Here is a 23264-nt window from a genome sequence, read left to right as displayed (position 1 = left end):
GCAGTGCGCTTACTCTTTCGTTTTCTCTCCACCTTCCCAGAGCTTCACGGTCCGATCCCAGGAGGCGCTGGCGAGGCGTTTGCCATCCGGAGAAAAGGTGATACAACGCACACCGCCACCATGGCCTTTGAGTGTCCGGAAGTTGCGGCCGGTGGATAGATCCCAAAACTTGATGGTCTCGTCGTCGCTCGCGCTGACCAAGACTTTCCCATCCGGCGACACAGCGAGACTGCGGACCCAGCTTTTGTGGCCGGTGAGGGATTTCTTCTCAACGACGCCCGGCATCTCGAACAGCTTGATCGTGGTATCCCGGCTGCCGGTGATCAAGAGTTTCGCGTCCGGGGTAAAGGTCATGGCCCCGATCCAGTAGTCCATGGGTTTTTGGAAACCGCCGTCATCCTCGATATAGTAGCCGCGGGTCTCGGTGGAATCTTCCTGGTTTTTCCGCCAATGCCCGTCGTGGAGAACTGTTTCCTCGCCGCTCGGGAGGACCTCCCACATCTTGATCTTTCCGATGTCAGTTCCGCTGGCCAGATGAATGCCGTCTGGGGAGAAGGCCACACAGACTGACCAGTGATGGTCGTACTCATCCTTCCCGAGCAACGTCATCAGCTCGGTTCCCGTGGTGACTTCCCAAATCTTGATGTCTTTGTTATAGCTGCCACGCGCGAGCATGAGCCCATCCGGCGAGAGCGACAGGCTGCAGACGTTATGATCGTACCGTGAGAACAGGAGCTTCATGGGCTCGCCGGTCTTGCCGTTCCACAACCTGATGGTGCGGTCCTCACTCCCAGTGGCCAAGGTCTGTCCGTCCGGTGTGAAGACAACGGCGCGAATATCATGGGTGTGACCGCGCAGGGAACGCAGGAGCCGGCCGGTTTCGATGTCCCACATGCGCACGAGGCGTTCAGCGCCGCCGCTGGCGAGCGTCGATCCATCAGGGGAAAAGGCGACCACCCAGACTCCGTGCGAATGGCCACGGAACGTATTCACTTCCCGACAGTCGGCTTCCCAGAAGTTCAAAAAGTCGATCGGAGGTGTTGATGCGGCGACGATCTCTGAGGAGACGCCAGGGAGTGGTGGAGTCATGGTCGGTTCCGGCATGTGCAGCGTGTTTTCTTGGCCGTCTAGTCCTTGCTTGGGCAACAGGCCAGCCAGTATAATTCTGTTGGTCGTTCGGATCGTAAGAGATGCCTCGCGGTCAAGTCAAGCCGCTTCCATGGCTATGTCGTCCATGGGTCGTCGTGCACCGTGTTTCTTACTGGTTTCCCCAATTAGCCGCTGAGGATTTTTTCATGGAAATTAGATTTCAGCCAGCTTTGCTCCAGGAAGTCATCGATTCGTTTGTTGAAAAGACGGAACGAGAAGGGGATCCCACCTACTACAAAGAATTCCATGAGTATGCCGACCCGATTTACGAGAAATACATGCTCGAAGATCGGGAGGCGGAGTTCAAAAAGTTGTATCAATATCTCTTCGGCATCTGGGGGTTTTCCGATATCGTCCGCGATTCATTCAACGAGTATCCGCTGTTGAAGGAGAAGGTGGGAATTGTCCTGGTCAAAGGCGTGCTGAAGGAAGCTCAGGAAGGCGTCGATATCCTACGCAAGTGGGGGTCCGTCGAAAAGGATTTGGCGAAGGAGTTTGAGGAGAAGGGCCTGAAGGGCGTTGGAATTAAGCTGATTCCCCGCCGTTTTTACGACCCGGCATTGACCCGCTATTGCCGCCATGAGTTGATGCACATCTCCGACATGATCGACTCGGTGTTCGGCTACGACCCAGATACCAAGCTGGGACAGAACCCCGGCGAAGAGACGCTCATCTTACAGCGCTATCGTGTGCTCTGGAGTTTGAGCGTCGATAGTCGGCTGGTTGCAGCAGGCAAGGAGCCGATGCTGAGCAAGGAGGATCGCTTCAAGGAATTTCGGTCGTGGTACCGAAAAATTCCGCCTCCTCAACTGAAGTCGGTGTTTGAGGGGCTCTGGCAGACGTCGTACTTCACCCATTCCGAGTTGATTGAAATGTCCGCCGATACGCTTCGTGTGATGGATCGGGCTGTGGATGTGGAGGGTGGTGAAGTTCCTGAGACTGAAAACAAAATCATGCTCATGCCGGGGTTCCCGTGTCCGCTGTGTCGGTTCCCCACTTATTCGTGGGTCGAGGATATGGGGACGAAGGTGGAACCCTATGTGCTCGACTTCATTCGCGAGAATCATCCTGGATGGGACGTGGACTTCGGAGCCTGTGATCGTTGTGTTGAGGTGTATAAGTTGCGCGCCGACGGCGTCATGTAGATAGAGGAGGGTGAAAAAAGCCGCCGGCTGCGTTCTCGGCTCGCAAGAATCCTCAACGTACCTCCGAAGGTACGCCTCCGGTTCTTGCATCGCCTGCGGCCTTGCCGAACGGCCCTTTTGACCCTCCTCGAAGGAACACCCCAGCTGTGGCAACTAACCCCTCATACGGTCGGCGGGATTTCCTGAAAGACTCCGTTATCTCTACCGTCAAAGCCGCGCGCGAACTCGTCAAAGAGGCTGAGGGTGTTCCAGTGGAGCCGCCGCCTCCGCCGATGCGTATGGACTGGCTGCGTCCCCCTGGTGCGGTAGAAGAATCGCTGTTCCTTGAACGTTGTACGAAGTGCAATGATTGTGTCACGGCCTGTCCGCCAGGCGCGATCACGGCTCATCCTCGGGATGGGACACCCCTACTTTTCGCCGATCAGTCGCCCTGCGTGTTATGTGAGGACCTTCCTTGTATTATCGCCTGTGGGACAGAGGCGCTCCTTCCGGTCGAGGGGATCAACCATGTCCGAATGGGAATTGCGACAGTTTCACATAGACTTTGCACGGCAGGGCAAGGCTGCCATGCCTGTGTCTCGAAGTGTCCGACGGATGCCCTTGCGATGGACGTGGCGTCCCTGCAGCTTTCCGTGATGAAGGAAGCCTGTGTTGGCTGTGGAATGTGTGAGATGATCTGTAAAACCGTCAATGACCATGTCGCAATCCGTGTGGTACCGTCGAGGCAGTTGGCAGGAGGTTGAAAAAGACCGCCAGCGTTGTTCTCGCCTCGCGAACGGTCTTTTTGAACATCCTGGCGGCGTTTCTGATACTGTCTATTGGAAGGGATCGATTGATAATTGCGCCACATCGTCTGCGATGTCGCTTGGAAGAAAATCACTATGTCACAAGATCGAACTAGTTCACCCTTGACTTCGCACGGGCCTTTTCATATACATACGAGGTCCTGTTACCCTGCCTTGGGGGCTTCTGTAGTAGGGTGAGCTAAGGTGGTCGGGAGGCAATTTGTATGACGAGTCAACAGCCGATGCAAGGCGTATCTGCATCTGCCGCCGCCACGCTGCCGAGTCCTGTGTCCATTAAGGACTCCCCCGCCGTTGAACGTGCGCTTAATCGCAGTAAAATCTATTTATTGGTCTCTTGGAGCCTCCTGTACCCGGAAGATGAGGAGTTTCTTGATTACCTCCGGTGCGGCGAGTTTGTGGAGGATGGCCGGGCTGCCCTTGATGCATTAGAGGTCGCCCTCGGCACTGAGGGGGGCGAGCGAGCCAAGAGGAAATTGACTTCGCTGAGGACACAGTTGGCACTGATTGAGGATCTGATTGCCTCCGAATGTGTCAACTGGCAGCTCAGCGATCTCCAGTCAGAACATCGCCGGGTGTTCAGCAACGTGATTACACTGGATTGCCCTCCTTACGAAACCCTGTTCGGGAATGACCATGTGTTTGCGCAATCCCATGTGATGGGCGACATTTCCGGATTCTATAAGGCCTTTGGAGTTGAGTTGTCGAAAGACATCCATGAACGGCTCGATCATCTCAGTGTCGAGTTTGAGTTCATGCACTTTCTCGCGTACAAGGAATCCTACTCGCTCTGCCACGACGGGCCGGAGAAGACGCAGATCGTGGTTGACGCACAGAAGAAGTTTGTCAAGAATCATATTGGTCGATGGGTCCCGCTGTTCTGTCGCATGTTGACCAAAAAGGCGGACTCGGGTCTCTTTAAACTGGTAGCCGATATGACCGCGGATTGGATGGATTTTGAGACAGCTTTCTTGGGTGTGATCCCTCAGCCCTATACGGAAACCGACTATCGTCCTGCGACATTCAGCTCCCCCGAAGGCCAAACGTATGAATGCGGTGCACAAGACCAGGGGAACGAGTTGACCATGTTGTTGAACGAAGTTGGTGCGCAGTCTTTTATGGATGTGAAAGAGAAAGACAAGGAGAGTGAGGAGGGGCAGCCTTCCGGAACGGCGTGAGTAAGTGTGGTAACGGTTCGAGAGCGAACACAATCTTTACACTAATTCAGAGGAGGGAGTGCACTATGAGGGTAGCGCAGACGACCAACAAGAAATTGGTGTTTGCCATTCTTCTCTCCGCCCTCACTGTCGGCCTGATGCTGACGTTGGGGCGAGTACCACTGGCCGTCAGTCAACCGGTGACGATACCGGCGAAGACGGTGAAGGGCCCAATTCCCATGGATGGCGCCAACCCCATGTGGGAAAGTGTTCCAGGCGTGGTCGTTCCGTTGAGCGGTCAGCTCATCACGACACCGATGCATCCGAATATTTCGGTGAAGTCGGTATTCGTCAAGGCGATGACCAACGGCAAGGATATTGGGATGCGGCTGGAGTGGATTGATCAAACGAAGAATGACACGGCGATCGGTCCGCAAGACTTCAGGGACCAGGTTGCGGTGATGTTTCCGGTGAATACGGCGGGGGCTCCGCCGTTCCAGTGTATGGGACAGTCCGGTGGGACGACCAACATTTGGCGGTGGAATGCGGAATGGCAGAAGGACCTTGGCAAGGACAGCGCGGGGATTTGGGATGTCGACGATCAGTATCCTGGGATTTTCTGGGATTATTACTTTGAAGAGCCGGCGGGGGGCGTCACCTATCCAGACCGTATTGGTCGGAGCCTGGGGCCATTCAACTCCGGTATCTGGTCGGGAAACATCATGTCTGATCCGACGCTTCGCGTGAGTTCCGTTGAAGATTTGAGCGCGAACGGCTTCAGCACCCTCACGACGCAAGCTCACCAGGACGTCATCGGAAACGGTGTCTGGGAACCGTCGGGATCCGTCAAGGGTGGAGCGTATTCAGGGCCGACATGGCGGGTTGTCGTGAAGCGGTCGCTGGAGAGCGGTGATGCGAACGACGTGCAATTTAAAGGGGGGATGTCGGTGCCGATTGCCTTCGCAGTGTGGGATGGTGCCAACGTTGAGCGAAACGGCATGAAGTCGCTGTCGACCTGGTTCACGTTGAAGCTGTAGCGGCTAGAGCAGCAAGTAACAGCCGCGACGTCGCGTATTTGAAATGGGCCTCGGATCGGAATCCCGGTAAGTGAGGGAACGGTTCGAGGCCTTTTTCATTGAAGATTCCGGTACGGGCTTCAGTCTCTCTACATCCGCGGGATTGCATTTGCCGAAGTGCGGAGGGTATAAGAGTGTTCGGTCTCGAACTCACTGATTTTCAAGCATAAAAGGACCAGTGCCGCATGAAAGTCTCGCTGCTTTTCCCCCCAACCTGGCATCCGTCTCAGCCTTATCTCAGTTTGCCGTCTCTGACCGGGTTTTTGCACCAGGGTGGGGTTTCTGACGTCTCGCAGCGCGACCTTGGTATCGAATTGTTGGATACCGTGCTGACCAGAGAGTATGCGGCTGAAGTCTACCAGCAGTTGATCGCCAAGCAGCGCGACCTTGAGCGGACTCAGACCGGGGAGACGGGTTCTGGAAGTCGCGAGCATTACGCGAAGGTGACCGATTCGCTCGATCGGTTCTCCTATCTCGTCGATCGGATTGAGCTCGCCAAGGACACCTTGCGCAGCGAAGGATTTTACGATCCTGACGCCTATCGAGCGAGTTTGTTCATGATCGACAAATGGTTGGAAGTTGTTTCCTCTGTGTATTTTCCGACCAGACTGACCGTTGTGGATAATCAATTTGGGAACTACTCCATCTATTCCTCGAAAGATTTGATGAAGGTCATTCGTGACGAAGGGCAGAATCCTTATCTGAGCCTCTTCCGGGATCGATTCATTCCCTCGATCGTGAATGACCGTCCTGATCTCATCGGGGTCTCGATTACGGCCACGTCTCAGATCATCCCTGGCCTCACCCTCTGTCGGCTGATCAAGGAGGCCGCACCGGACCTTCACGTGACGATTGGGGGCAGCATCTTCACTCGTCTCGTGGACAACATTCGTCGCTGCCCGAGCCTCTTCGAATTGGCCGACGATATTGTTGTGTTTGAGGGCGAAACGGCCTTGCTGGAATTGGTCAATCAGCTGGCGGGCAAGAAGGATTACAGTAAGGTTCCCAACCTGATCTATCGGCAGAATGGCAAGATTACGGTCAATCAACCGTTCTATTCAGAAAATGTCAATCAACTCCCGGCGCCGAACTATGATGGATTCCCGCTGGATCGCTATTTGTCGCCGGAGCCGGTCTTGCCGGTCCAGTTTTCGCGAGGCTGTTATTACAAGGATTGTGCATTCTGTGCCCTGACCCTCGACCATCAGAATTTTCGACAGAAAGACCCTGGCCGAACGATCGAGGAGCTGCAATGGCTCAAACAACGCTATGGGGCGCGCCATTTCTTTTTTACCGACGAATGCTTTGCGCTGGCGCCGACAAGGCGGTTGTGCCAGCAGATGATCGAAAAACAGCTTGATATCAAATGGACCTGCGAGATGCGGTTCGAGAAAAATCTCTCACGTGAGCTGCTGACGTCGATGCGGGATGCCGGGTGTTTGAAGATCGTCTTCGGGCTGGAGTCCTTTAATCAGCGCATCATGGATTTCATGAAGAAGGGGATCAAGCAGGAATGGGTTCGGCGCGTCACAGGCGACTGTGTCGATCTTGGGATTGCGGTGCATTGTTACATCATCGTTGGGTTCCCCACGGAAAAAGAAGAAGAAGCGCTTGAAACTATGAACTTTATCGTCGAAAACAAGCAACTCCACGAGTCGTATGGATTCTCTTGCCAGCCCTGCCTGTTCGACCTGGAAAAAGAAGCGCCGATTATGAACGACCCCGGCGGGTATGGGATTCGACGAATCATGCGTCCGTCGGCGGAGGACCTGAGCCTCGGGTTTTTCTATGAAGTGCAAGAGGGTATGACTCCCGACGAGGCCGAGCGACTGTATCAGTATGTCTATGGGCGGATCAGTGAAGTCGTGTGCGAGCTTCCCTTCAACTATGCGATGGCCGATGGGTTACTCTACATCTCACGGGCGAAGGAAGGAGCCGGACAGGCGTCGGTGGCGGCACATTGACCGCTTTTTTTTGCGACAGCTATAATGTCTGCCCCTGATGGGTATGGTCATGAAGACAGCAACGTTCAGCGAACGGGTGACGGGGAAAGTATCGGACTTCGGTCCACTGTTTGAGTATACCGTCAAGCTCGTTCTCCTCACCTCTTTTCTCGAGCTGGTTCTCTATCGGCTGGTCTCCCGTCTTGGGATGCATCTCAGCAAGCTAGCGACAGATCACCCGTGGATTAACCCCACATTCACCGCCCTGACCGAGGTGGGCACATGGCTTCTCAATATCGTCGCCGTGTTGCTATTTTTGGCGCTGACATTGGCCGTGATCAATCGCTGGGGAGGGCCTCAAACAAGCCAGCTCAGCAAACTTGGCAGTGCAGGGGCGGCACTCTTGTTGCTGTTGACGATTGTGTTTCTCGTGATACAGCCCGGCATGCTGGGCGCAGTCATCTACAACGGGTTAACGCTGCTGATCCTGACGGCGTTTCTGTCGGAATACGTGATGACCCATCGTGAGCCGGCACAGCGTGTGCTGGCGGCCACATATTACTTGGGCATTTCCGGGTGGCTCTATTATCAGATCGTATCGACCATGTACAGTTTGACGGGAACGATAGCGGCGCCGCCATTGGTCTACGAATCACATCGCATGGGTGAGGCATTGATGGTTGTGGCCAGTTTCTTCGTGTTTGTGGCCTATGGCAAGAGCAAGAGTTTGTCGCTACGAACGAGGAACCGGCAGCAGTGGAAGCGGGCCATGTGGTTTTGGTCGACGACAGGTATTATTTTTTCGGCGCTCATCGTGGCTGACTATCTTCTGGAACTGTATAGCCCGGCTTTCGCATCGGCCTTTCGGCAGGCCTCGCAAGGCATCGGCTGGATCTTTCAATTTGGAATGGGCTATACCTTCTATCTCCCCTTTGCGGTGTATGTGGCAGGATTACTGTGTTGGTCCTACACTGTTGTGAAGTTGCTGATGATCGGGCGACTGGCCGGCTATGGGGTCGGTCTGATGTTTATCGCCGGGTATGCCTTACTGTTCTCCAACTTGACGTTGATGGTTGTTCTCGGAGTTATATTACTTACCCTTGATCGAGTGAAGCCTACCGTTGCTGAATCGTTGCCGGCTGCCACCGGCTCTGTGCTGCCGGCAACGGACGGCCTCGTCCACGGTCAGGCCTAGTGTGAGAGCGAGATGATTATGGAAAATGTAGGACCGACATCAGTGCAGTCAGAAACCCTTCTTGACCCCGGCGATCAGCCGCTTACTCCGGATGAAGAGATCTCTGGGATCGAAAAGTTGTTGGTCGACGAACCTGATGACTTTCAGGCTCGCTGTCGACTCGGTGAATTGTACTTCAGTAAGGGGCGGCTCGACGATGCGTTGGCGGAGGTCAAGAAAGCCATTGAGATGGCGGAATCTCTTCGTACGGAAATGAATCGCTCACTGGCCATGTATTACGCGAATCTGGGAACGATCTATGCGACGAAGAGCATGGCCGATGAAGCCGAGGCCGAGTTTCGGCATGCGCTGGATATTTTCCCTCATGATGTCCTGGCGCTATTCAACCTGGGGAGGCTCTACGCAGACAAGAAGAAATACATGGAGGCCAAGGGATACTACGAACGCCTCGTTGAGATCACGCCGGATGATCCGATCGCTTGGTATAATCTTGCCGGCGTCTATATCGAGCTGGATAATCCCCAAGTATCCGATTACAACACGATCGATATGGGCATTCAGTGCTATCTTCGAACCTTGGAGCTGGATCCGAAGCATTTGGAGTCAAGCTTCAAGCTCATGGAAATCGCGCTCAGTCATAAGAAGACCGATTTGGCAGTCAGGGTCATGGAGAGTGCAGTGGAGCACAATCCGGATGAACCGCTCGCGTATTACAACCTTATCAGCGTGTATGACAAGTGCAAGATGTTTGACCAGGCGGAAGAAGCCCGCAAACGGTTGAAAGAGCGGTTTTCCAAGAAGCCGAAGGATAGTCCGAAGTCCTAACTTACTTGTAGGAAGAGGTGCACTATGTTTGGGAGTCTAGGGATTACCGAGCTGATTCTCATCCTCATGATTGTGCTCATTATTTTTGGCGCAGGGAAATTGCCGCAGTTAGGTGAGGGGATCGGCAAGGCAATCAAGGGATTTAAGAAGTCTGTCCATGAGGCGGATGCGATCGAGGCCGAAGCGCAGGCCGCGGCTCAACAGGCGACGGCGCCGCAAGCCGTGACGGCAGCGCCCACTCAGAGTGCCACATTGAATCAAGCTGCCGGGGCCGCTGCACAGCCGGCTCCACGCACCTAGCAGTATGTTGAAAAATCCCTCCAGCGGCGTTCTCGCGTCGCTCAGAGGCTCAACGTACCGAGCATACGCCTTGCTTCTTCGCTCGCTGGGACCTTGGGCGGTGAAATGCGCGTCTTGGCTTGCCTCGCAGACTCTTCGATGTAGGCTGAGTTGGCGAAGCGGGCGCGCAGGGGTGGGCGGGTGAGAACGAAGGTCTTGTTGAACATCCTGCGCCGAGAGTCGAACGTGCGCGAGCGGCAAAATAATTTTCTAACAGCCCTCTAGAGAGCGTCATACTTATGGAAACCGAACTTGGCTTAGCTGCTGGTTACATTGAAACCTTTGCCGGAAACGGCAAGGCCAGAAGTACGGGTGACGGCAAGCGCGCGGTGAAGTCCGGAATCCCGCTCCCCCATCACGTTGCACTGGACAAGGAAGAGAAGTGGCTGTACTTCGCCGAATCGGGGTCTGACCGAGTCCGGCGCATTGACCTGCTACAAGGCACGCTCCACAATTTCGCCGGCATGGGGGAAACCTGCTATAGCGGAGATGAGGGCTCCTGTGGAGAAGCAGGACTCTATCTGCCCTTAGGCGTCGTGTTTGATTCCCACAATGATTTGTATATCTGTGATTCCGGGAGCAACCGGATTCGGAAAATTGATCATGAGACGGGCATCATTACGACGGTGATCGGTACCGGTCAGCATGGGTTCAATGGGGACGGCCCCGCGCTGGATGTTAATCTGACCTGGCCTGCGGCGATCACCTTTGATCGCGATGATGTCCTCTTCATCGCTGATACCCAAGCGCACAAGGTCAGGCGGTATGATCCCAAGACGGGAATGGTGACGACGATTGCTGGGGCCTGGACGGCTGAAGATGAGGCACGAGAACAGCCCTTGGTGGCGAGGAATTTGGTGGTGCTATCAGGCGATGCGATCGGAATTGATTTCAGCGATGATCAGGGATGGCTCATGCCGGTGTGTTCCGATGGGTTGGATATGTCGATGTATCTGGACGATGGGAGGCCCGCGATGGAGGCGCGTCTCTACGACATTGTCGGACTCGCGGTCGATGCAAAGGGCGATGTGTACGTGGTCGACAAGGGTAGCAATCGCATCCGAAGAATCGATTCCCAGACGGGAATTATTTCAACGGTCGCAGGGGTCTGCCGATACGGATATGACGGTGACGATAAGCCGGCCGTTCGAGCCATGCTCCACGCCCCAGAGGCCGTGGTCTTTGATCACGACGGCAATCTGTACATTTCCGATACCATGAATCATCGGGTCCGTAAGGTGGATGTGAAGACCGGTGTCATAACTACGGTGGCGGGGAATGGCGACAGTGGGTATGAGGATAAGAATATCGGCGGTTGCGGCGCCGCTCGATTTGTCGCCAAGGAATCGGCAGGGATGTTGAAACACGGCGACGGCTTGCTGGCGGTTGAGGCTGTGGTGAATTCACCCGTGGGGTTGACCATGGATTCACAAGGCCACCTCTACATCTGCGAACGCGGAGAAAACAAGATCCGCCGTCTGAAGCTCGTCTAGCCCTCACCTCGATCCTTCACGTTTGTCCCGCACGGGTTTTGTGGTATTCTGAGTTTGGTTTTCTCTCGGAGCCCTGTGCTGTGCGAATGACGTACATCGACAGTTCCCGCTCTCACCTCATTGGGTTTTTTTCAGGTCTGATTATCGTGGCCAGTGTGCTCGGGGCATTTGGGATTCCACTGGTCAGTTCCGAGGGGATGACCATCAGATCGTACATGATCCACGGTGATCTACCGAATGCTGCCGATGATACCGCTTGGCAACAGGTCTCACCAATTACGATTCCCCTGAGCGGGCAGGTGATCACGAGACCGGTGTGGCCGGAACCCACGGTGCATGCACTAACCGTACGGTCCATCCACAACGGAACCGAGATCGCCTTTCTGCTGGAATGGCAGGACAACACGAAGAATGATCGGCTCACTCCGGGGACCTTCCGGGATGGCGTCGCAATTGGACTTCCGCTCGGCGATGCGCCGGCATTTTTCTGCATGGGGCAGCTGGATCACTACATCAATATTTGGCATTGGAAGGCGGACTGGCAAACCGATATCGATCGACGGGCGGCTCGGACACCGGAAAAGAAAGAGGGCGGGGTTCGGACATTCGAAGTCATTCCGAGACGGGTGTCGTCAGTCGAGGATTTGATCGGCGGGGGATTCAGCACGTTGACCACAAAAGATAAACAAGGACGGGTGCAGGGACAGGCGGTTTGGAAGGACGGGGTCTGGCATGTTGTGATGCGCCGCCCTCTGGTGAGCGAAGAACAGGAGAATGAAGCCACACTCGTTCCTGGTCGTATGCAGACCGTGTCATTCGCCGTCTGGAATGGGGAAAATAAAGAGCGAAATGGCCAAAAGGCTGTGGCGCCATGGTTTCAACTGGCGATCGATCCCGTCGCCAAACTCTAGCAGGATGTTGAAAAAGGCCGCCAGCTTTATTCTCACATCGCTCAAGGCCTCAACGTACCGAAGGCGAAGGAAAGATACCTATCCGCTCGCATGTGATCGAAGCGAGCGGTTCAAGCGAAGCTTGGTATGTACCTCCTCGGTCTTTCGCTCGTTACGGTCGCGCTGGACGGACTTTTTGAACATCCTGCGGGATTTGCACGAGTTAGGAGATGCGAATGAAGGACGAATGAAGACCATAGCTTGGGGATGCGTCTTTTGTCTGGTGAGCGGACTGTTATTCGTCGAGGGTGCGTTTGCGGCTGGTGAGACGAAACTCGACCCGATGACGGAGGAAGAAGCGGCTCGGCTCGGTGAGGAATTCGGGATCGTCGTCGGAGCCGTGGACGAGGACATTCAGCAAGAACTGAAGCTCCAGCAGCCGCAGGGAGTTGCCGTGTTCGAGGTGATCGGGAATTCACGCGCGGATTACGCAGGGATTAAGGTTCGTTCCGTCATTAAGGAAATCGATAAGCAGGAGATTCGAACCATGGCGGACTTCGGACGCGCCATTAAGAAAGCCATGAAAGAATGTAATTTTACCGTCGGCACCTATGAGCCAGCCGATCCAGGTGATCCGGTCGGCTGGGGGGTGAACTTTCACTTTGCCGGCTGTAAGCGGGATTAAGGAGTGAAGGTCGTTTGAACATGGTAAGGCTGCGAATCGTGGGCATAATCGGGATGCTAGTGATGGCGGGTTGCCTGACTAGCCTCTATCACGATCTGGCGATTGCTCAGGAGGCGAACAGTCGGTCTGTGCCTGAGTGGGTCGCTGAAATCGAGAAAATCTTCATCCGTTCTGAAGACTGCAAGCAGTGCCATGAACGGCATTACGAAGAGTGGAAGGGTGTCAGAGAACAGACGCCAGATTTGAAGACCTTTGGCCGAGTGGACGCGGCCCTTTTACATGGCACGTCGTTGGAGTCACCTGTTTTTCGAACGGTGTTGGGTCTTTGGAAACAGACGAATCCGACCGCGGACGAACAGGGACGATGCCTCTCTTGTCATGTGCCTGCCGTTACCGTGTTCCCTCAGCATGCTGAGAAGATGGTGGCGCACGTGCTTGCCCGCAAGGCGGGATTCGAAGGAATCGGTTGCTCAGCGTGCCATTTAATGAACGGAATGGAAAAGGGATTAAACTCACCGCCGACATTTAAACTACAGCCAGGCAACACCCTCTATGGCCCCTATCCCAATCCCGAAGAAAATCTTGTCCATCCTGCCGCGCAGTCTGAGCACTTTCGAGGAGCCAATTATTGTGCCGCGTGCCATTTCGACAAAGTCAAGGATGTGGCGCAGAGGAATCTGCCGGGAGAAATTCTTGAGGGAACGATTTGTCAGGATTGCCACATGGAGCCCTCGACCGGCAGTTCCACGTCGAGACGTGGGGCCATGACGAGAGCGATCGGACGCCACTGGTTTCGAGGTGTCGTCGTTGCCGGTACGATGCTCAAGAATCGGAATCTGCAGGCGGAATGGCTGCCTCGTATCGATGTGGATGTGACGAAGGCAGGCACGGTGGTGGAGGGAACCGGGATTGTGAAAGTCGGCAGTCTCCCGCACAGTTTCCCTGATGGCGATCCGGTGCTGAAACAGTTTTTTTTGACTGTCACGGCAAAGGATGCAGCAGGCAAGATCTTAGCGGAAGAGACGAAACAATTTGGGTTGCCGTACAACAAAATCCTTCGCGGTCCGATTCCTGATCCCTTCATTAAGGGTGGCAATACGAGAAAGGTCCCATTTGCGCTGGCCCTCCCAGCCGACACAGCTGCTTCGTCGATCGAAGCAGTGCTCACCTATGCGCTCATTCCGACGCCTGAGCCTATGCTGACGGACAAGTATCTTGCTTCCTTGCAGACCGAGAAAGAACGCGAAGAGGCGAAGCAAATCATCCAAGAATATACCCAGCGGCATTTTCTGACGTATCGTGTCAAATCACTTTCCTGAAAACGCTGTGACCGTGAGACGATCGCATTTCTCACTTTCGGTGAGGCTCATCTTCGTCCTGGCGATGTATGCCGTTTGGGGATCTGATGGCACGGTCACTTCCTCGCTGGCACAGACCGGTGTCAGTCAGCCATTGATCGAGAAGACCTTTCCTCACTCGAATAAATGTAAGCGCTGTCACGAACGGGTCTATGAAGAGTGGGAAACCTCGCCTCTGGCGAAATCCATCCATTCTCCGGCGTTCCGTGTCTCGCTCGATGCGTATCTTAAATCACCAAGTGGGAAAGACAAAGCTGCGTGTTTTCGCTGCCATGCTCCGCATGTGCGGGAGTTCCAGGATCATGCGCAGCTCTTTGTGGATCAAGCAAAATCGGGTGACCCTTCCTTGGATGGCGTCGCCTGCAGCCAGTGCCATCTGATCAAGCAGGTGGATCGGGCCAAACATCCCCCGGAGCCGAAGTATGAGATAGGCGGAAAGACGCTGTACGGACCCTACAAGGACTTTGTCCAGAATCTCGCGCATCAGTCGATGGAATTGGGCCTGTTTCAGAAGTCTGATCTGTGCCTGAACTGTCATCAGTCGGTGCCGTCGGCAACGAACTTGGGCAAGGCTAACGATTTGCTTGGGAATTGGGACCAAAGTCGGGCCGTCAAGTCTGGGAAAGAATGCCAGACATGCCATATGCCACAACAAGTAGGGGAGTCAGCCAATGGGGAAAAGAAGCGCACGATCGCTAATCATAGTTTCCCTGGACGAATTGGGAAGTTGCGTCAAGAGGCAGCGAAGCTAGATGTGCAAACCAAGGTCGACGGTGACAAAACGACTGTTGTGGTCAAGGTCCAAAGTCTGGTACCGCATAATTTGCCTGCCACCCATCCGGCTTGGGCCGCAGTAGTTCTCAATCTGGACATCAAAGGGAAAAATCTCAAAACGGTATTTTCTGACAAGCGTGTCTATGGTCGGACGTATCTGGATGCCCAGGGACAGCCCACCATCTTTGACTTCGAAGCGGCGAAAGTGGCGGAAGACACGGTCTTGAAACCCGAAGAGACGAGAGAGGAAATATTCACATTTCCGACGCCGAAAGATACCAAGACGTTCGATGTCGAAATCGGGCTCAATTACGCTCCACTGAATGGCCCTGCCTCGTTCCTCCAGCGTGTTGAAGCAGAGTCATCCCAAGGCTCACAAGATCCGGTCTTCCAGCCGATCGAGATCGTGAAGCGCACGGAGAATGTGCCGGTCGGGAAGTAATCGCTGTCCGTCGTTCGTCTCTCGTGAACCGTATTATTCCGCGACCAAGTTTCGGGTTTCTCGTTTTGAGTGTCGTGCTTGAGAGCATTGTCTTGTCGTAACTCGAAACCAGAAATTCATGCTGGTGCCTGTCCCGGTATTTCACCGGCTTGACACGTCCTGGGGAAGTCAGGAGAATTACCGAACTGTTTGGGATATGTTCGCGATAATATCCTGACCAGGATACTTACGAGTTAGGTCTCACGACCCATATGTCTGCTACCCTCACGCCGGTCTTCCAAGCACTGCTGAATGAGGCTCAGTTCACGCGGCAGATTCTGGGATCTGGCTGCACGCAGATTCGACGGGCAAACTACGCTACAAAGGGCACCTATTTCCTCGCTCTGGTAAGCCTATCCACGGGGATCGAGCGCCTGGGTAAGCTCTGTCTGATGCTTGACCACTATCTCGAACACGGTAGGTTTCCGGATCTAGCTCACCTCAAACAACAGATTGGGCACCGGCTATTGCTCCTCTATCAGCGCACAGATGCACTGGTCACTCGGCGTGGTCTGCAACTGAAATATCGCCAACAGCTAAGCGACCCCTTTCACAGCGCGATCCTCGACTGCCTCCATAGGTTTGCCGAAGGCGATCGCTATTCGAATATTAACCTGCTTGTTGGCGCGCCGTCTTCATCGGACCCTATATCGCTGTGGCACGAAAAAGTTGACATGCCTCTCTTCGACAAGCATGTCTCACCCGCGCGAAAGGTTCTTATCGGGAGCAAAGCACGGGCTATGGCGCAGATGATGGCTGGCCATACGATGGTCCTGTACACCTCGGAGACAGGTGACACAATCTCAGATATGGAGAATGCAAGCTACCGCACTGGTGTCTTCGAATTCGTCGGCCCATATCGACAGCTCTATGTCCTTCAGATCATTCGGTACTGGGTCGAGGTCCTCAGTGAACTGCAGCATCGGGCAATGCGAATCAGCAGCGACATTCCGGAGTTCAGCGAGGTCTTGGGAATCTTCCAGGGCGAGGACGCCTACTTCAAGAGCCGCAAGACTTGGGAGCGCGAGTAAGGCCTAACCTTTCGGTGTATTCGACATATGTCTGTCTATGGCTGTCGCGTATGGATGTATATATGCAGGCTGACTCTGAACTACTATGGTGACCCGCCGTGCAATTGAGGAGTTAAAGTCATAAAGGAAAGCGCAAGTTACACAAAGATCGTTGAGTGGTCCGAAGAGGACCAGTGCTAAATCGGCAGTTCTTCTGGCCTTATTTGTGGCGGCTGCCACGGTCCCGACAAAAGGGTGGTGTTTGATGAGCTTTGCCAGGTCGTCGAAGAGGCCATCGTGCTCCACCACAAAGATGGCAAACCGCTTCCGCCATCGACATCAGGTCGAGACTTTGCCAGCAAGATGCAAGACGTCGCATAGCAACGCAGTGCGCCGCTCCTCGGCGACAGCGGCACCAAATTCAAGGAGGCTGAATCTGTTTTTTGCGGTTGTGGTAATTGTGAGAGGGAAAGCGTCATGAACAGGATTCGGTATGTGGCCAAGGCCCAATATCGAGGCGGGTATCGGATTCGTGTGACCTTCGATGACGAATCTCAGAAGACGATCGACTTCCGACGCTACCTCAAGGGGCCAATCTTTGAGCCGCTGAAGGACGTCAAATACTTTCAACGGTTCTTCCTTGACGGCTGGACGGTCGCCTGGCCGAACGGTGCGGATATCGCACCTGAGGAACTGTACGCGAGCGTCGATGTCGGTACCGAACGTGGAGCTGCAGACGGTGCGAGTTCAGAGAGCGGGTATGCACTGTGCAAGATCCGACCCCAATTTCCATTCAACTGTCTTGTCTGTCAACGCGGTGCTCCTAAGTCATGAAAGAGAGCACGCGTTACGCAAAGATCGTTGAGTGGTCCGAGGAGGACCAGTGCTATGTCGGCAGTTCTCCCGGCCTCATCTATGGCGGCTGCCACGGTCCCGACGAAAAGGCGGTGTTTGATGAGCTTTGTCAAGTCGTCGAAGAGGTCATCGCTCTCTACCACAAAGACGGCAAGCCGCTTCCGCCGTCGACCTCGGGTCGGGACTTTGCCAGCAAGATGCAAGACGTCGCGTAGCAACGAAAAGTCAGAAAATTTGGCCCAACAATAGCGCTCATAGGATGTTACGGTTGCGTGGGGTCAGATGGCTTCGCAGCAAACGGCCCGGCATTGAACTTCCCTATGCTCACGACGCCAGAGGCAGTAATTTCCTGAACATGGTTTGCGTACGCAAAGGTAACCCATTCCGTATTCCCAGGTGTCTGATATTGCCAGGGGATATTCCATTCAAACTTCCCAGCCGACCATGGTTGCCCCTGAATTCCTGAATAAATGGAATCATCACCATTGATTTGATTGCCATTGATGATAGACACAGACCCTGCCGTTGCGGGATGGAGCATATTGTCCTGCACTGCGTAGTACCCAGTCCCTTTGCCCTTAAACTCCCCCTCACGTACTCTCAATCGCTCATAAGAAACTCCGGCAGGCTCCAAAGACACTTTTCCCATAAAACCAGCGTCGGCCTGGCCCTGTGTGTGTTTGATACTGTTACCTACTTTGGTAAATTTCAAACTTTGGGGTGCGACAATCTTCAACGTAGCGATCGCTAATTCTTTATTAGGGTCATTCAAGCCGAAAGCCGCCACTTTCACGATTTCTGCAGTGCCGCTCGCAGTGAATATCGCAGTGCCAAGCCCGGTGTTTGCCCCGGACAATTTCCCGGTTCCCTGCTTTACCTTATATCCCACACCACCAAGTGCCGCAATATTTGCAGTAGCTGGTGTGACGGTGCAGCTGAGGGAAATAAGTTCACAAATGCCAAAGCTCCCTGCAACCCGATTGGCAAGGACCACGGTCGGAGTCAGATTAATGGAAAGGTTCATGTCGACACCTCCTCATGTTCGGAACATTGATTGGACCACCTCGTCTCTCTTGTGAAAGAGGGAGTTCTATGGCCGCTCGTCGTTGCTCAATCCTCTCAGTGCCAGAAAAATGGAACGCAGTGTCGTTCACAGGGACGCGCATTGTTGAGCGCTTTGATTGTGGCAATGCGTGTACGCTACGGCACAACATCAAGCGCGTTAAATTGATGTATGGAAACATTGTGAAGCGCTGCAAGAGATTCCAAGCCGGACGCTGAACCTGCCAGTATGTCTGACTCCGGATTCGGTTGGTGCACAGGATTTCCCCAATAAATAGTATCGTATCGGATATCCCAGAAACCCACGTTCGGGTTGTGCGCAATGAGCGTGGCGAGTTTTGCCGCGCAACCAGTAGGAAAGGTGATGCCTCCGAACGTGAAAGCCGCGGATACGGCACAAGGACTACGGCTGAGAAAAATCTCAACCCGTGCAGGTGTTCGGCCATACGTCGTGACCGCTCGCGGAAAAGCTCTTGCCATCACGCATTCCGCATGCGCAGCCGAACCACCATACGGCCTAAGGCCTTCCCCACCACTTGGTGTAGAGCTGATGACTGCAGCAGGGTTGTGAGTGTCCTTTTCCGACCAGTATATTTCGAGCGTGGCGTCACTACGGTCAAATCGTGTGATGCACCAGACTTCGGCCGGTGTCGTGAGTTGGCGCGCACGCTGAAGTGATTCAAGTAGTGTCATTGCTTCTCCTTTGTTTTGGTATCATCAATATTCTTCTCACGTTCAGGACAATGTCATAGGCATAATGATCGGGAAGATTGCGCAAGCAGATCTAACCGGTTTGTTCGGTTTATCTGCTAAGAGTTTCCTATGAGAACACGTCCGTCATCTCTCCATCGATCGCTACAGCTTCGAACGGAAAGCATGGTTACTTGTTAGCGTAAAGTCATCCAAATCAAGGCAGCAAAGAACATGAAACATAGAACGCGAGGTTGTTTTTGTGCTGCTATAGGGATTGATGCCGTGTCCCACGGCTTCCGACTGGACGGCGAGCAAGTGTTGTACCATCAAGGCTGATGACAAAGTTGTCCCCCAAGTGAGAGCTATATAGGATTCAATTGTGTGGGCATTTCAAGGGGCAACGATGTACGGCGTTCGCAACGAATCGGGTTGAGACCACGAGAGTTTTCAACCCTAGAGTGTCAGAACTGTTACCAGTACCGGACAGCGCAAGACCCTAAACAAATACTTACCCAAGTGTACAAACCTGATCTAATTTGCATGCGATTTGTGAGGAACGTGGTTCAGGGGATGTTGCGGATCCCCGCAGATGTGTAGGAATCAGCATGCATATTAGTAATGCTTATTAAATCATGAATATGAGCTGATTTTGCAATTGCTGGTGAATGCAATTTCATCCAGTTGGGCATGCTGCCGAAGTCCTGCTCTGATCAGATACCAAGATTTCTTAAAGTAATGAATGCTACGTTATTGGTATGGCAGTTGCTTATCGCTAGAACGAAACATCCTAGATGAGGGTTCTGCCTCTCCGTAGATTATGTTGAGACACACACTCGTACTCGAGCTATAGAAGAAGGAAGCCTACATGCCAATGTTGTTCCACCAAAATATGCGCAACTTCAACGGCGCGAATGCAGCGCGAAACGCTGCCTATGTTGGCGCTTTTGGTGCCATTTCGGCTGGACTTGGTGCAGTGAATCCGATCGCGGTTGCTGGATTTACCGAGCTGACTAGCGGAGGAAATGTAGCGACTGCTCTTGGTGGGCATAATGCAGTAGGTATCCCTGGCGGGGGTCCCGCAAACCTCTGTGCGGCATTGAATGTCCAGCCTCCAATTATGGCTGCTTGCGGACTGACTGCGCTGGCAAATGGAAAACCTGAATTCATTGGAATCTCGATTAGCTCTGCGGCGGCGTTAGGTATGAACGTGCTGTCCGTCGGAAGAATTTTCCTTCACTCTGATGGAAAGAGCCTCAATCTGATAGATGACAGAGCTCCTGTGCACCCACCACCCGCGGCTTGGTGTGATGCTGTTCACCCGAGTGCCACCCATGACTACCGCGGAGTCGTGTATGTAGTGGTACAGAATGGCGCAGGCCACATTTTTGCCGTTGGCTTCCTTCACAATATGTACTCATTCGTGGACCAAAAAGTTTTGGTTGCAGGGAAGATTCCCAGCATGATGTCGTTGATCGGGAAAAATCCAGCGCTTGGCGGAGGAGCCATCTACTTGGGCGGCGATTTCAATGTCGATCCCGTCGATAGGACTAATGATCGCCTTGGCATCGCAGCATGCTACTCCCAAGGTACTCTTCCAGCTGCCATACCAGCAGGAGCACAAGCTGGTGGCACAACATGGCACGGGAATCTGTACGACTATTGGTATGCTAACCATGGAGTAGCTGGAGGCCTACCGGCGGCACATGTCCGCACCAATACCCTGGACACAGGCGCGGGTGGGGCAAACACGATGTCGGATCACGTCGCCACGTTACTCGCTATTTAGAGATGCAGCTGCCGGTTCGTACGTTCGGTAGCTGGCTAAATAGTGAGGTGGCTCTCTCAGCTGTTTGTGGAAGGTGAAGGCACATGATGGTGTTGACCTAATGCACGATACAAACTATTGAGAAAGGGGATCTCCCAATGCCTAGCACTATTCCATACGATCCATCTTTGGCTCTCGGTAATCTTGTCAGTCAGGCAAAACTCGACAATCTGATTCAAATCGGAAAACTACAGGCTCCAGCAGATTCAGCTGAAGCTGAGCTGAATTCGCTCATCGCGCTGAAGCGCAGCGTGGATATGACTATTCAGGAGCTGATTAATATGAACATTGATGCATCCGATCTGATGAAGGAAAGCCAGGATGTGGGTAAGAAGGTGGGGGAGGCAGCCAAAGCCTATGCCAAAGCCAAGATCGAGGCAGAAACCAAGACTCAACCGTTAAAAGCACGTATTGCGGAGGTAAGCGACAGCGTCGAGAGTCCGATCGACTATAACCGTACACAAGTAAAGAAACTACCGCTCTCGGCGGATTCGATGAAAATGAATGTGCAATATTTTTCGTTTGATGAGAACAGTCAGACTTCAGGCACCCATTCTGCCACGATCAGCTCGTTTGTGAGCGGTGAGGTCAACGAGTTGGGCGACTCGTATTCCGGCCAGGTCAGCGCTTCAGTTTCCGCACAAATGAATAGCCAGCACTCACGGCACAGTATTGCAGGCACCTTAGTAATCAGCGTGTCGTGCACGCACAAGGATGCGGTGCTGTTGTTCCCCTTCTGCCTCGATGTTGATAAGGCGATCCGTGTGTGGAACGCGGTCTATCGCGATGACATGATTAAAACCGACAGCATGGCGACTCTCACGAAAATCGCAGCTCAGGCCAATACAAAAGAGGAGAAAGCGTTGACGCTTCTGTCGGGTGCCACGTATGGGTCGTGTTTCATCGGCATGGTCCATATTTTAAACACCACCGATACACGATCGAGTGAAACGATGTATGCCATCGCAAGTAAGTTGCAGGCGCAATTTAAGATCGGCGGCTGGTTTGAGTCCGCATCCGGAGGGTTTGGAATCAACAGTAGCTTCGCGAATGATGCGAAAAATCTTCTAAGCTCGCAAAATATTACTTCCCATTGTTCTCTTGTCACAGTCGGATCTATTCCCTCGATAAAATCGAATTCGGTCCAAATGGCCGTCAAGGGCTTTACCGACGATGATGGGTCTAAGGCAATGACCATGCTTCAGAAAATACAAAACGCGACTGCGACCGACCAGGATTCCGTTGATTCGTCGGCGGCCGCCGCTCGCACCGGCAACCAGATGATAGCCTTGAAAAACTCAACGGTGACGGCTGCATTAGGCGGTTTAGCAGACATAGACAAGCTGCAGAACCAAGTAATCGATACCAACTCCATGATGACTGCACTTGAGGATTATGTGACGAAGTGTCTGAGCGGTAATATTGGTGCACCAATTAATTACTATCTGAAGCCCATCAGCAAGTCAGAACTGGCTCAAATGTGGGTGGCAAAATACTACCCAGGGAAATTTCTCTCGATTTCAGGTGATGATAGCCAAGTTGCCTCAACAGGAGCAGCTGGCGCATCAGGCGCAACTGGTTCTTCACCTGGGTCAACGACTTCGGACACCGGTAGCACTGCACCGCAAAATTAGTTGTCAGCGTATGTTCTTGTAATGGCTGCGTACTGTACAGCCACACAATTAGACTCTGCGAACGTAGAAGAGCGTCATGGCTGCTACAGCAATAAGAATGTCTTGAATCTGTTCGGGAAAAAGTCCTGAATTTGTGCAGTGCCTAGGGTGTGGGCCGGTCGGCACTCAGCCCCACCCTCACCCCTGGATGGTTCCGATGCAGATCGCATGGGCGACGAACCGGCCGTAGGTCGCGTCCTTGCACCCATTCCAATCAGACTCCACCCAGTAGTTATGTTTTGAGATCCGCTTGAGGAAGTGTTGAGTCGTGAACGGACTCTTGCCGTTGTTCTGCAAATAATCGAAGTAGCGGTTATACCCGATCGGGAGGCTCGCCACGAGCCGGCCGGATGGAGCGAGGCACGTGGCTCGCAGATGATCAATCGCCTGCAGGAGTTTGCCTGGTTTCTGTGGCTGTTCGTCCCACCCGACATGCTCCAAGGTCGAGATACTGAGAATCAGATCGTATTTATCCTGAGGAACAAACTCGACGATATCCTGATTGATGACGCCTGAGCTGACCTCATATTTGTCGATGACCTCATGATGAATGGGAAAATAGTGAGAGAGGACGTTGCCCACTTCGAGCACCCGTTTGCCTTCATGTTTGAGGAGAAGTTCACGGAAGATGGGGATCTCGACGCCACGCTCGTTTTTCCAGGTCCTGTTGTACGGGTGGTACAGGTACTCGTACTCCCGACCGTCGAATTGGAACGTCTTGGCTCTCACGCTGCGGGTCAGCGTCATCTTCATGGCGCGCCAATATCTCCGAGCGGCGCTCTCGCCGACAGCGGCGCTGGTGTAGTCGTAGGTGTAAGGCATGAAGAAAGCTG

22 protein-coding genes and 1 pseudogene are annotated in these 23264 nt (G+C 53.6%); 19 read left to right on the top strand and 4 right to left on the bottom strand.

Annotated features, from left to right (window positions below):
- Positions 1-9: 9 nt before the first annotated feature.
- Positions 10-1104 (bottom strand): WD40 repeat domain-containing protein, encoded by a 1095-nt coding sequence (locus E8D52_03435; GenBank protein ID TKB70115.1) that lies wholly within the window; start codon positions 1102-1104, stop codon positions 10-12.
- A 191-nt stretch (positions 1105-1295) separates the two neighbouring features.
- Here E8D52_03435 and E8D52_03430 point away from each other — a divergent pair, with 191 nt between their 5' ends.
- The 17 genes and pseudogenes from E8D52_03430 (at position 1296) to E8D52_03350 (ending at position 17393) form a co-directional block, all read left to right on the top strand.
- Entirely contained in the window at positions 1296-2294 is a 999-nt protein-coding gene (locus E8D52_03430; protein ID TKB70114.1) for a hypothetical protein, read from the top strand.
- A gap of 146 nt (positions 2295-2440) precedes the next feature.
- Positions 2441-3037 carry a 4Fe-4S ferredoxin gene (locus E8D52_03425; GenBank protein ID TKB70113.1) on the top strand — a complete coding sequence of 199 codons (597 nt, stop codon included), beginning with the start codon at positions 2441-2443 and terminating at the stop codon, positions 3035-3037.
- 266 nt (positions 3038-3303) lie between these two features.
- Positions 3304-4275 (top strand): hypothetical protein, encoded by a 972-nt coding sequence (locus E8D52_03420; GenBank protein ID TKB70112.1) that lies wholly within the window; start codon positions 3304-3306, stop codon positions 4273-4275.
- Between the two features lie 65 nt (positions 4276-4340).
- Positions 4341-5291 carry a nitrite oxidoreductase, gamma subunit gene (locus tag E8D52_03415; GenBank protein ID TKB70111.1) on the top strand — a complete coding sequence of 317 codons (951 nt, stop codon included), beginning with the start codon at positions 4341-4343 and terminating at the stop codon, positions 5289-5291.
- Positions 5292-5515: 224 nt separating this feature from the next.
- On the top strand, positions 5516-7294 hold the full coding sequence (locus E8D52_03410; GenBank protein TKB70110.1) for a radical SAM protein: 1779 nt from the start codon (positions 5516-5518) through the stop codon (positions 7292-7294).
- A 49-nt stretch (positions 7295-7343) separates the two neighbouring features.
- A complete protein-coding gene (locus tag E8D52_03405) occupies positions 7344-8468 on the top strand; it encodes a hypothetical protein (GenBank protein ID TKB70109.1) in 1125 nt (374 codons plus the stop codon).
- A gap of 12 nt (positions 8469-8480) precedes the next feature.
- Positions 8481-9293, top strand: a complete 813-nt coding sequence (locus E8D52_03400; GenBank protein TKB70108.1) for a tetratricopeptide repeat protein — start codon at positions 8481-8483, stop codon at positions 9291-9293.
- Positions 9294-9317: 24 nt separating this feature from the next.
- On the top strand, positions 9318-9593 hold the full coding sequence (gene tatA / locus E8D52_03395; GenBank protein ID TKB70107.1) for a twin-arginine translocase TatA/TatE family subunit: 276 nt from the start codon (positions 9318-9320) through the stop codon (positions 9591-9593).
- 278 nt (positions 9594-9871) lie between these two features.
- Positions 9872-11125 carry a hypothetical protein gene (locus E8D52_03390; protein TKB70106.1) on the top strand — a complete coding sequence of 418 codons (1254 nt, stop codon included), beginning with the start codon at positions 9872-9874 and terminating at the stop codon, positions 11123-11125.
- Between the two features lie 86 nt (positions 11126-11211).
- A complete protein-coding gene (locus E8D52_03385; protein ID TKB70105.1) occupies positions 11212-12036 on the top strand; it encodes a hypothetical protein in 825 nt (274 codons plus the stop codon).
- Between the two features lie 226 nt (positions 12037-12262).
- Positions 12263-12700, top strand: coding sequence for a PDZ domain-containing protein (locus tag E8D52_03380; GenBank protein TKB70104.1), 438 nt, complete (start codon positions 12263-12265; stop codon positions 12698-12700).
- A gap of 14 nt (positions 12701-12714) precedes the next feature.
- Positions 12715-14019: a hypothetical protein gene (locus tag E8D52_03375; GenBank protein ID TKB70103.1), complete on the top strand. Its 1305-nt coding sequence runs from the start codon at positions 12715-12717 to the stop codon at positions 14017-14019.
- Between the two features lie 13 nt (positions 14020-14032).
- A complete protein-coding gene (locus E8D52_03370) occupies positions 14033-15274 on the top strand; it encodes a hypothetical protein (GenBank protein ID TKB70102.1) in 1242 nt (413 codons plus the stop codon).
- Positions 15275-15525: 251 nt separating this feature from the next.
- Positions 15526-16344 (top strand): hypothetical protein, encoded by an 819-nt coding sequence (locus E8D52_03365; GenBank protein ID TKB70101.1) that lies wholly within the window; start codon positions 15526-15528, stop codon positions 16342-16344.
- 120 nt (positions 16345-16464) lie between these two features.
- Positions 16465-16704 (top strand): annotated as a pseudogene (locus tag E8D52_03360) (hypothetical protein).
- Positions 16705-16800: 96 nt separating this feature from the next.
- Positions 16801-17157 carry a DUF2442 domain-containing protein gene (locus tag E8D52_03355; protein TKB70100.1) on the top strand — a complete coding sequence of 119 codons (357 nt, stop codon included), beginning with the start codon at positions 16801-16803 and terminating at the stop codon, positions 17155-17157.
- A complete protein-coding gene (locus tag E8D52_03350; GenBank protein TKB70099.1) occupies positions 17154-17393 on the top strand; it encodes a hypothetical protein in 240 nt (79 codons plus the stop codon). Before E8D52_03355 ends, E8D52_03350 begins: the two co-directional genes overlap by 4 nt.
- Before the next feature lie 47 nt (positions 17394-17440).
- Here E8D52_03350 and E8D52_03345 read toward each other — a convergent pair whose 3' ends face one another.
- A complete protein-coding gene (locus E8D52_03345; GenBank protein ID TKB70098.1) occupies positions 17441-18202 on the bottom strand; it encodes a hypothetical protein in 762 nt (253 codons plus the stop codon).
- A 176-nt stretch (positions 18203-18378) separates the two neighbouring features.
- Entirely contained in the window at positions 18379-18933 is a 555-nt protein-coding gene (locus E8D52_03340) for a hypothetical protein (GenBank protein ID TKB70097.1), read from the bottom strand.
- An 865-nt stretch (positions 18934-19798) separates the two neighbouring features.
- On the opposite strand from E8D52_03340, the gene E8D52_03335 reads away from it, so the two are divergent.
- Both E8D52_03335 and E8D52_03330 read left to right on the top strand, forming a co-directional pair.
- Positions 19799-20719, top strand: coding sequence for a hypothetical protein (locus E8D52_03335; GenBank protein ID TKB70096.1), 921 nt, complete (start codon positions 19799-19801; stop codon positions 20717-20719).
- A gap of 137 nt (positions 20720-20856) precedes the next feature.
- On the top strand, positions 20857-22392 hold the full coding sequence (locus E8D52_03330) for a hypothetical protein (protein ID TKB70095.1): 1536 nt from the start codon (positions 20857-20859) through the stop codon (positions 22390-22392).
- Between the two features lie 177 nt (positions 22393-22569).
- Here the strand turns inward: E8D52_03330 and E8D52_03325 are convergent, their stop codons facing one another.
- Complete coding sequence (locus E8D52_03325; GenBank protein TKB70094.1) at positions 22570-23253, bottom strand: class I SAM-dependent methyltransferase; 684 nt, start codon at positions 23251-23253, stop codon at positions 22570-22572.
- Between the last annotated feature and the right edge of the window lie 11 nt (positions 23254-23264).

This window comes from Nitrospira sp. (assembly GCA_005116745.1).
Taxonomy (GTDB): domain Bacteria; phylum Nitrospirota; class Nitrospiria; order Nitrospirales; family Nitrospiraceae; genus Nitrospira_D.
Note: the sequence above shows the minus strand (reverse complement) of the source record. Positions and strands in the feature narration are given on the sequence as shown.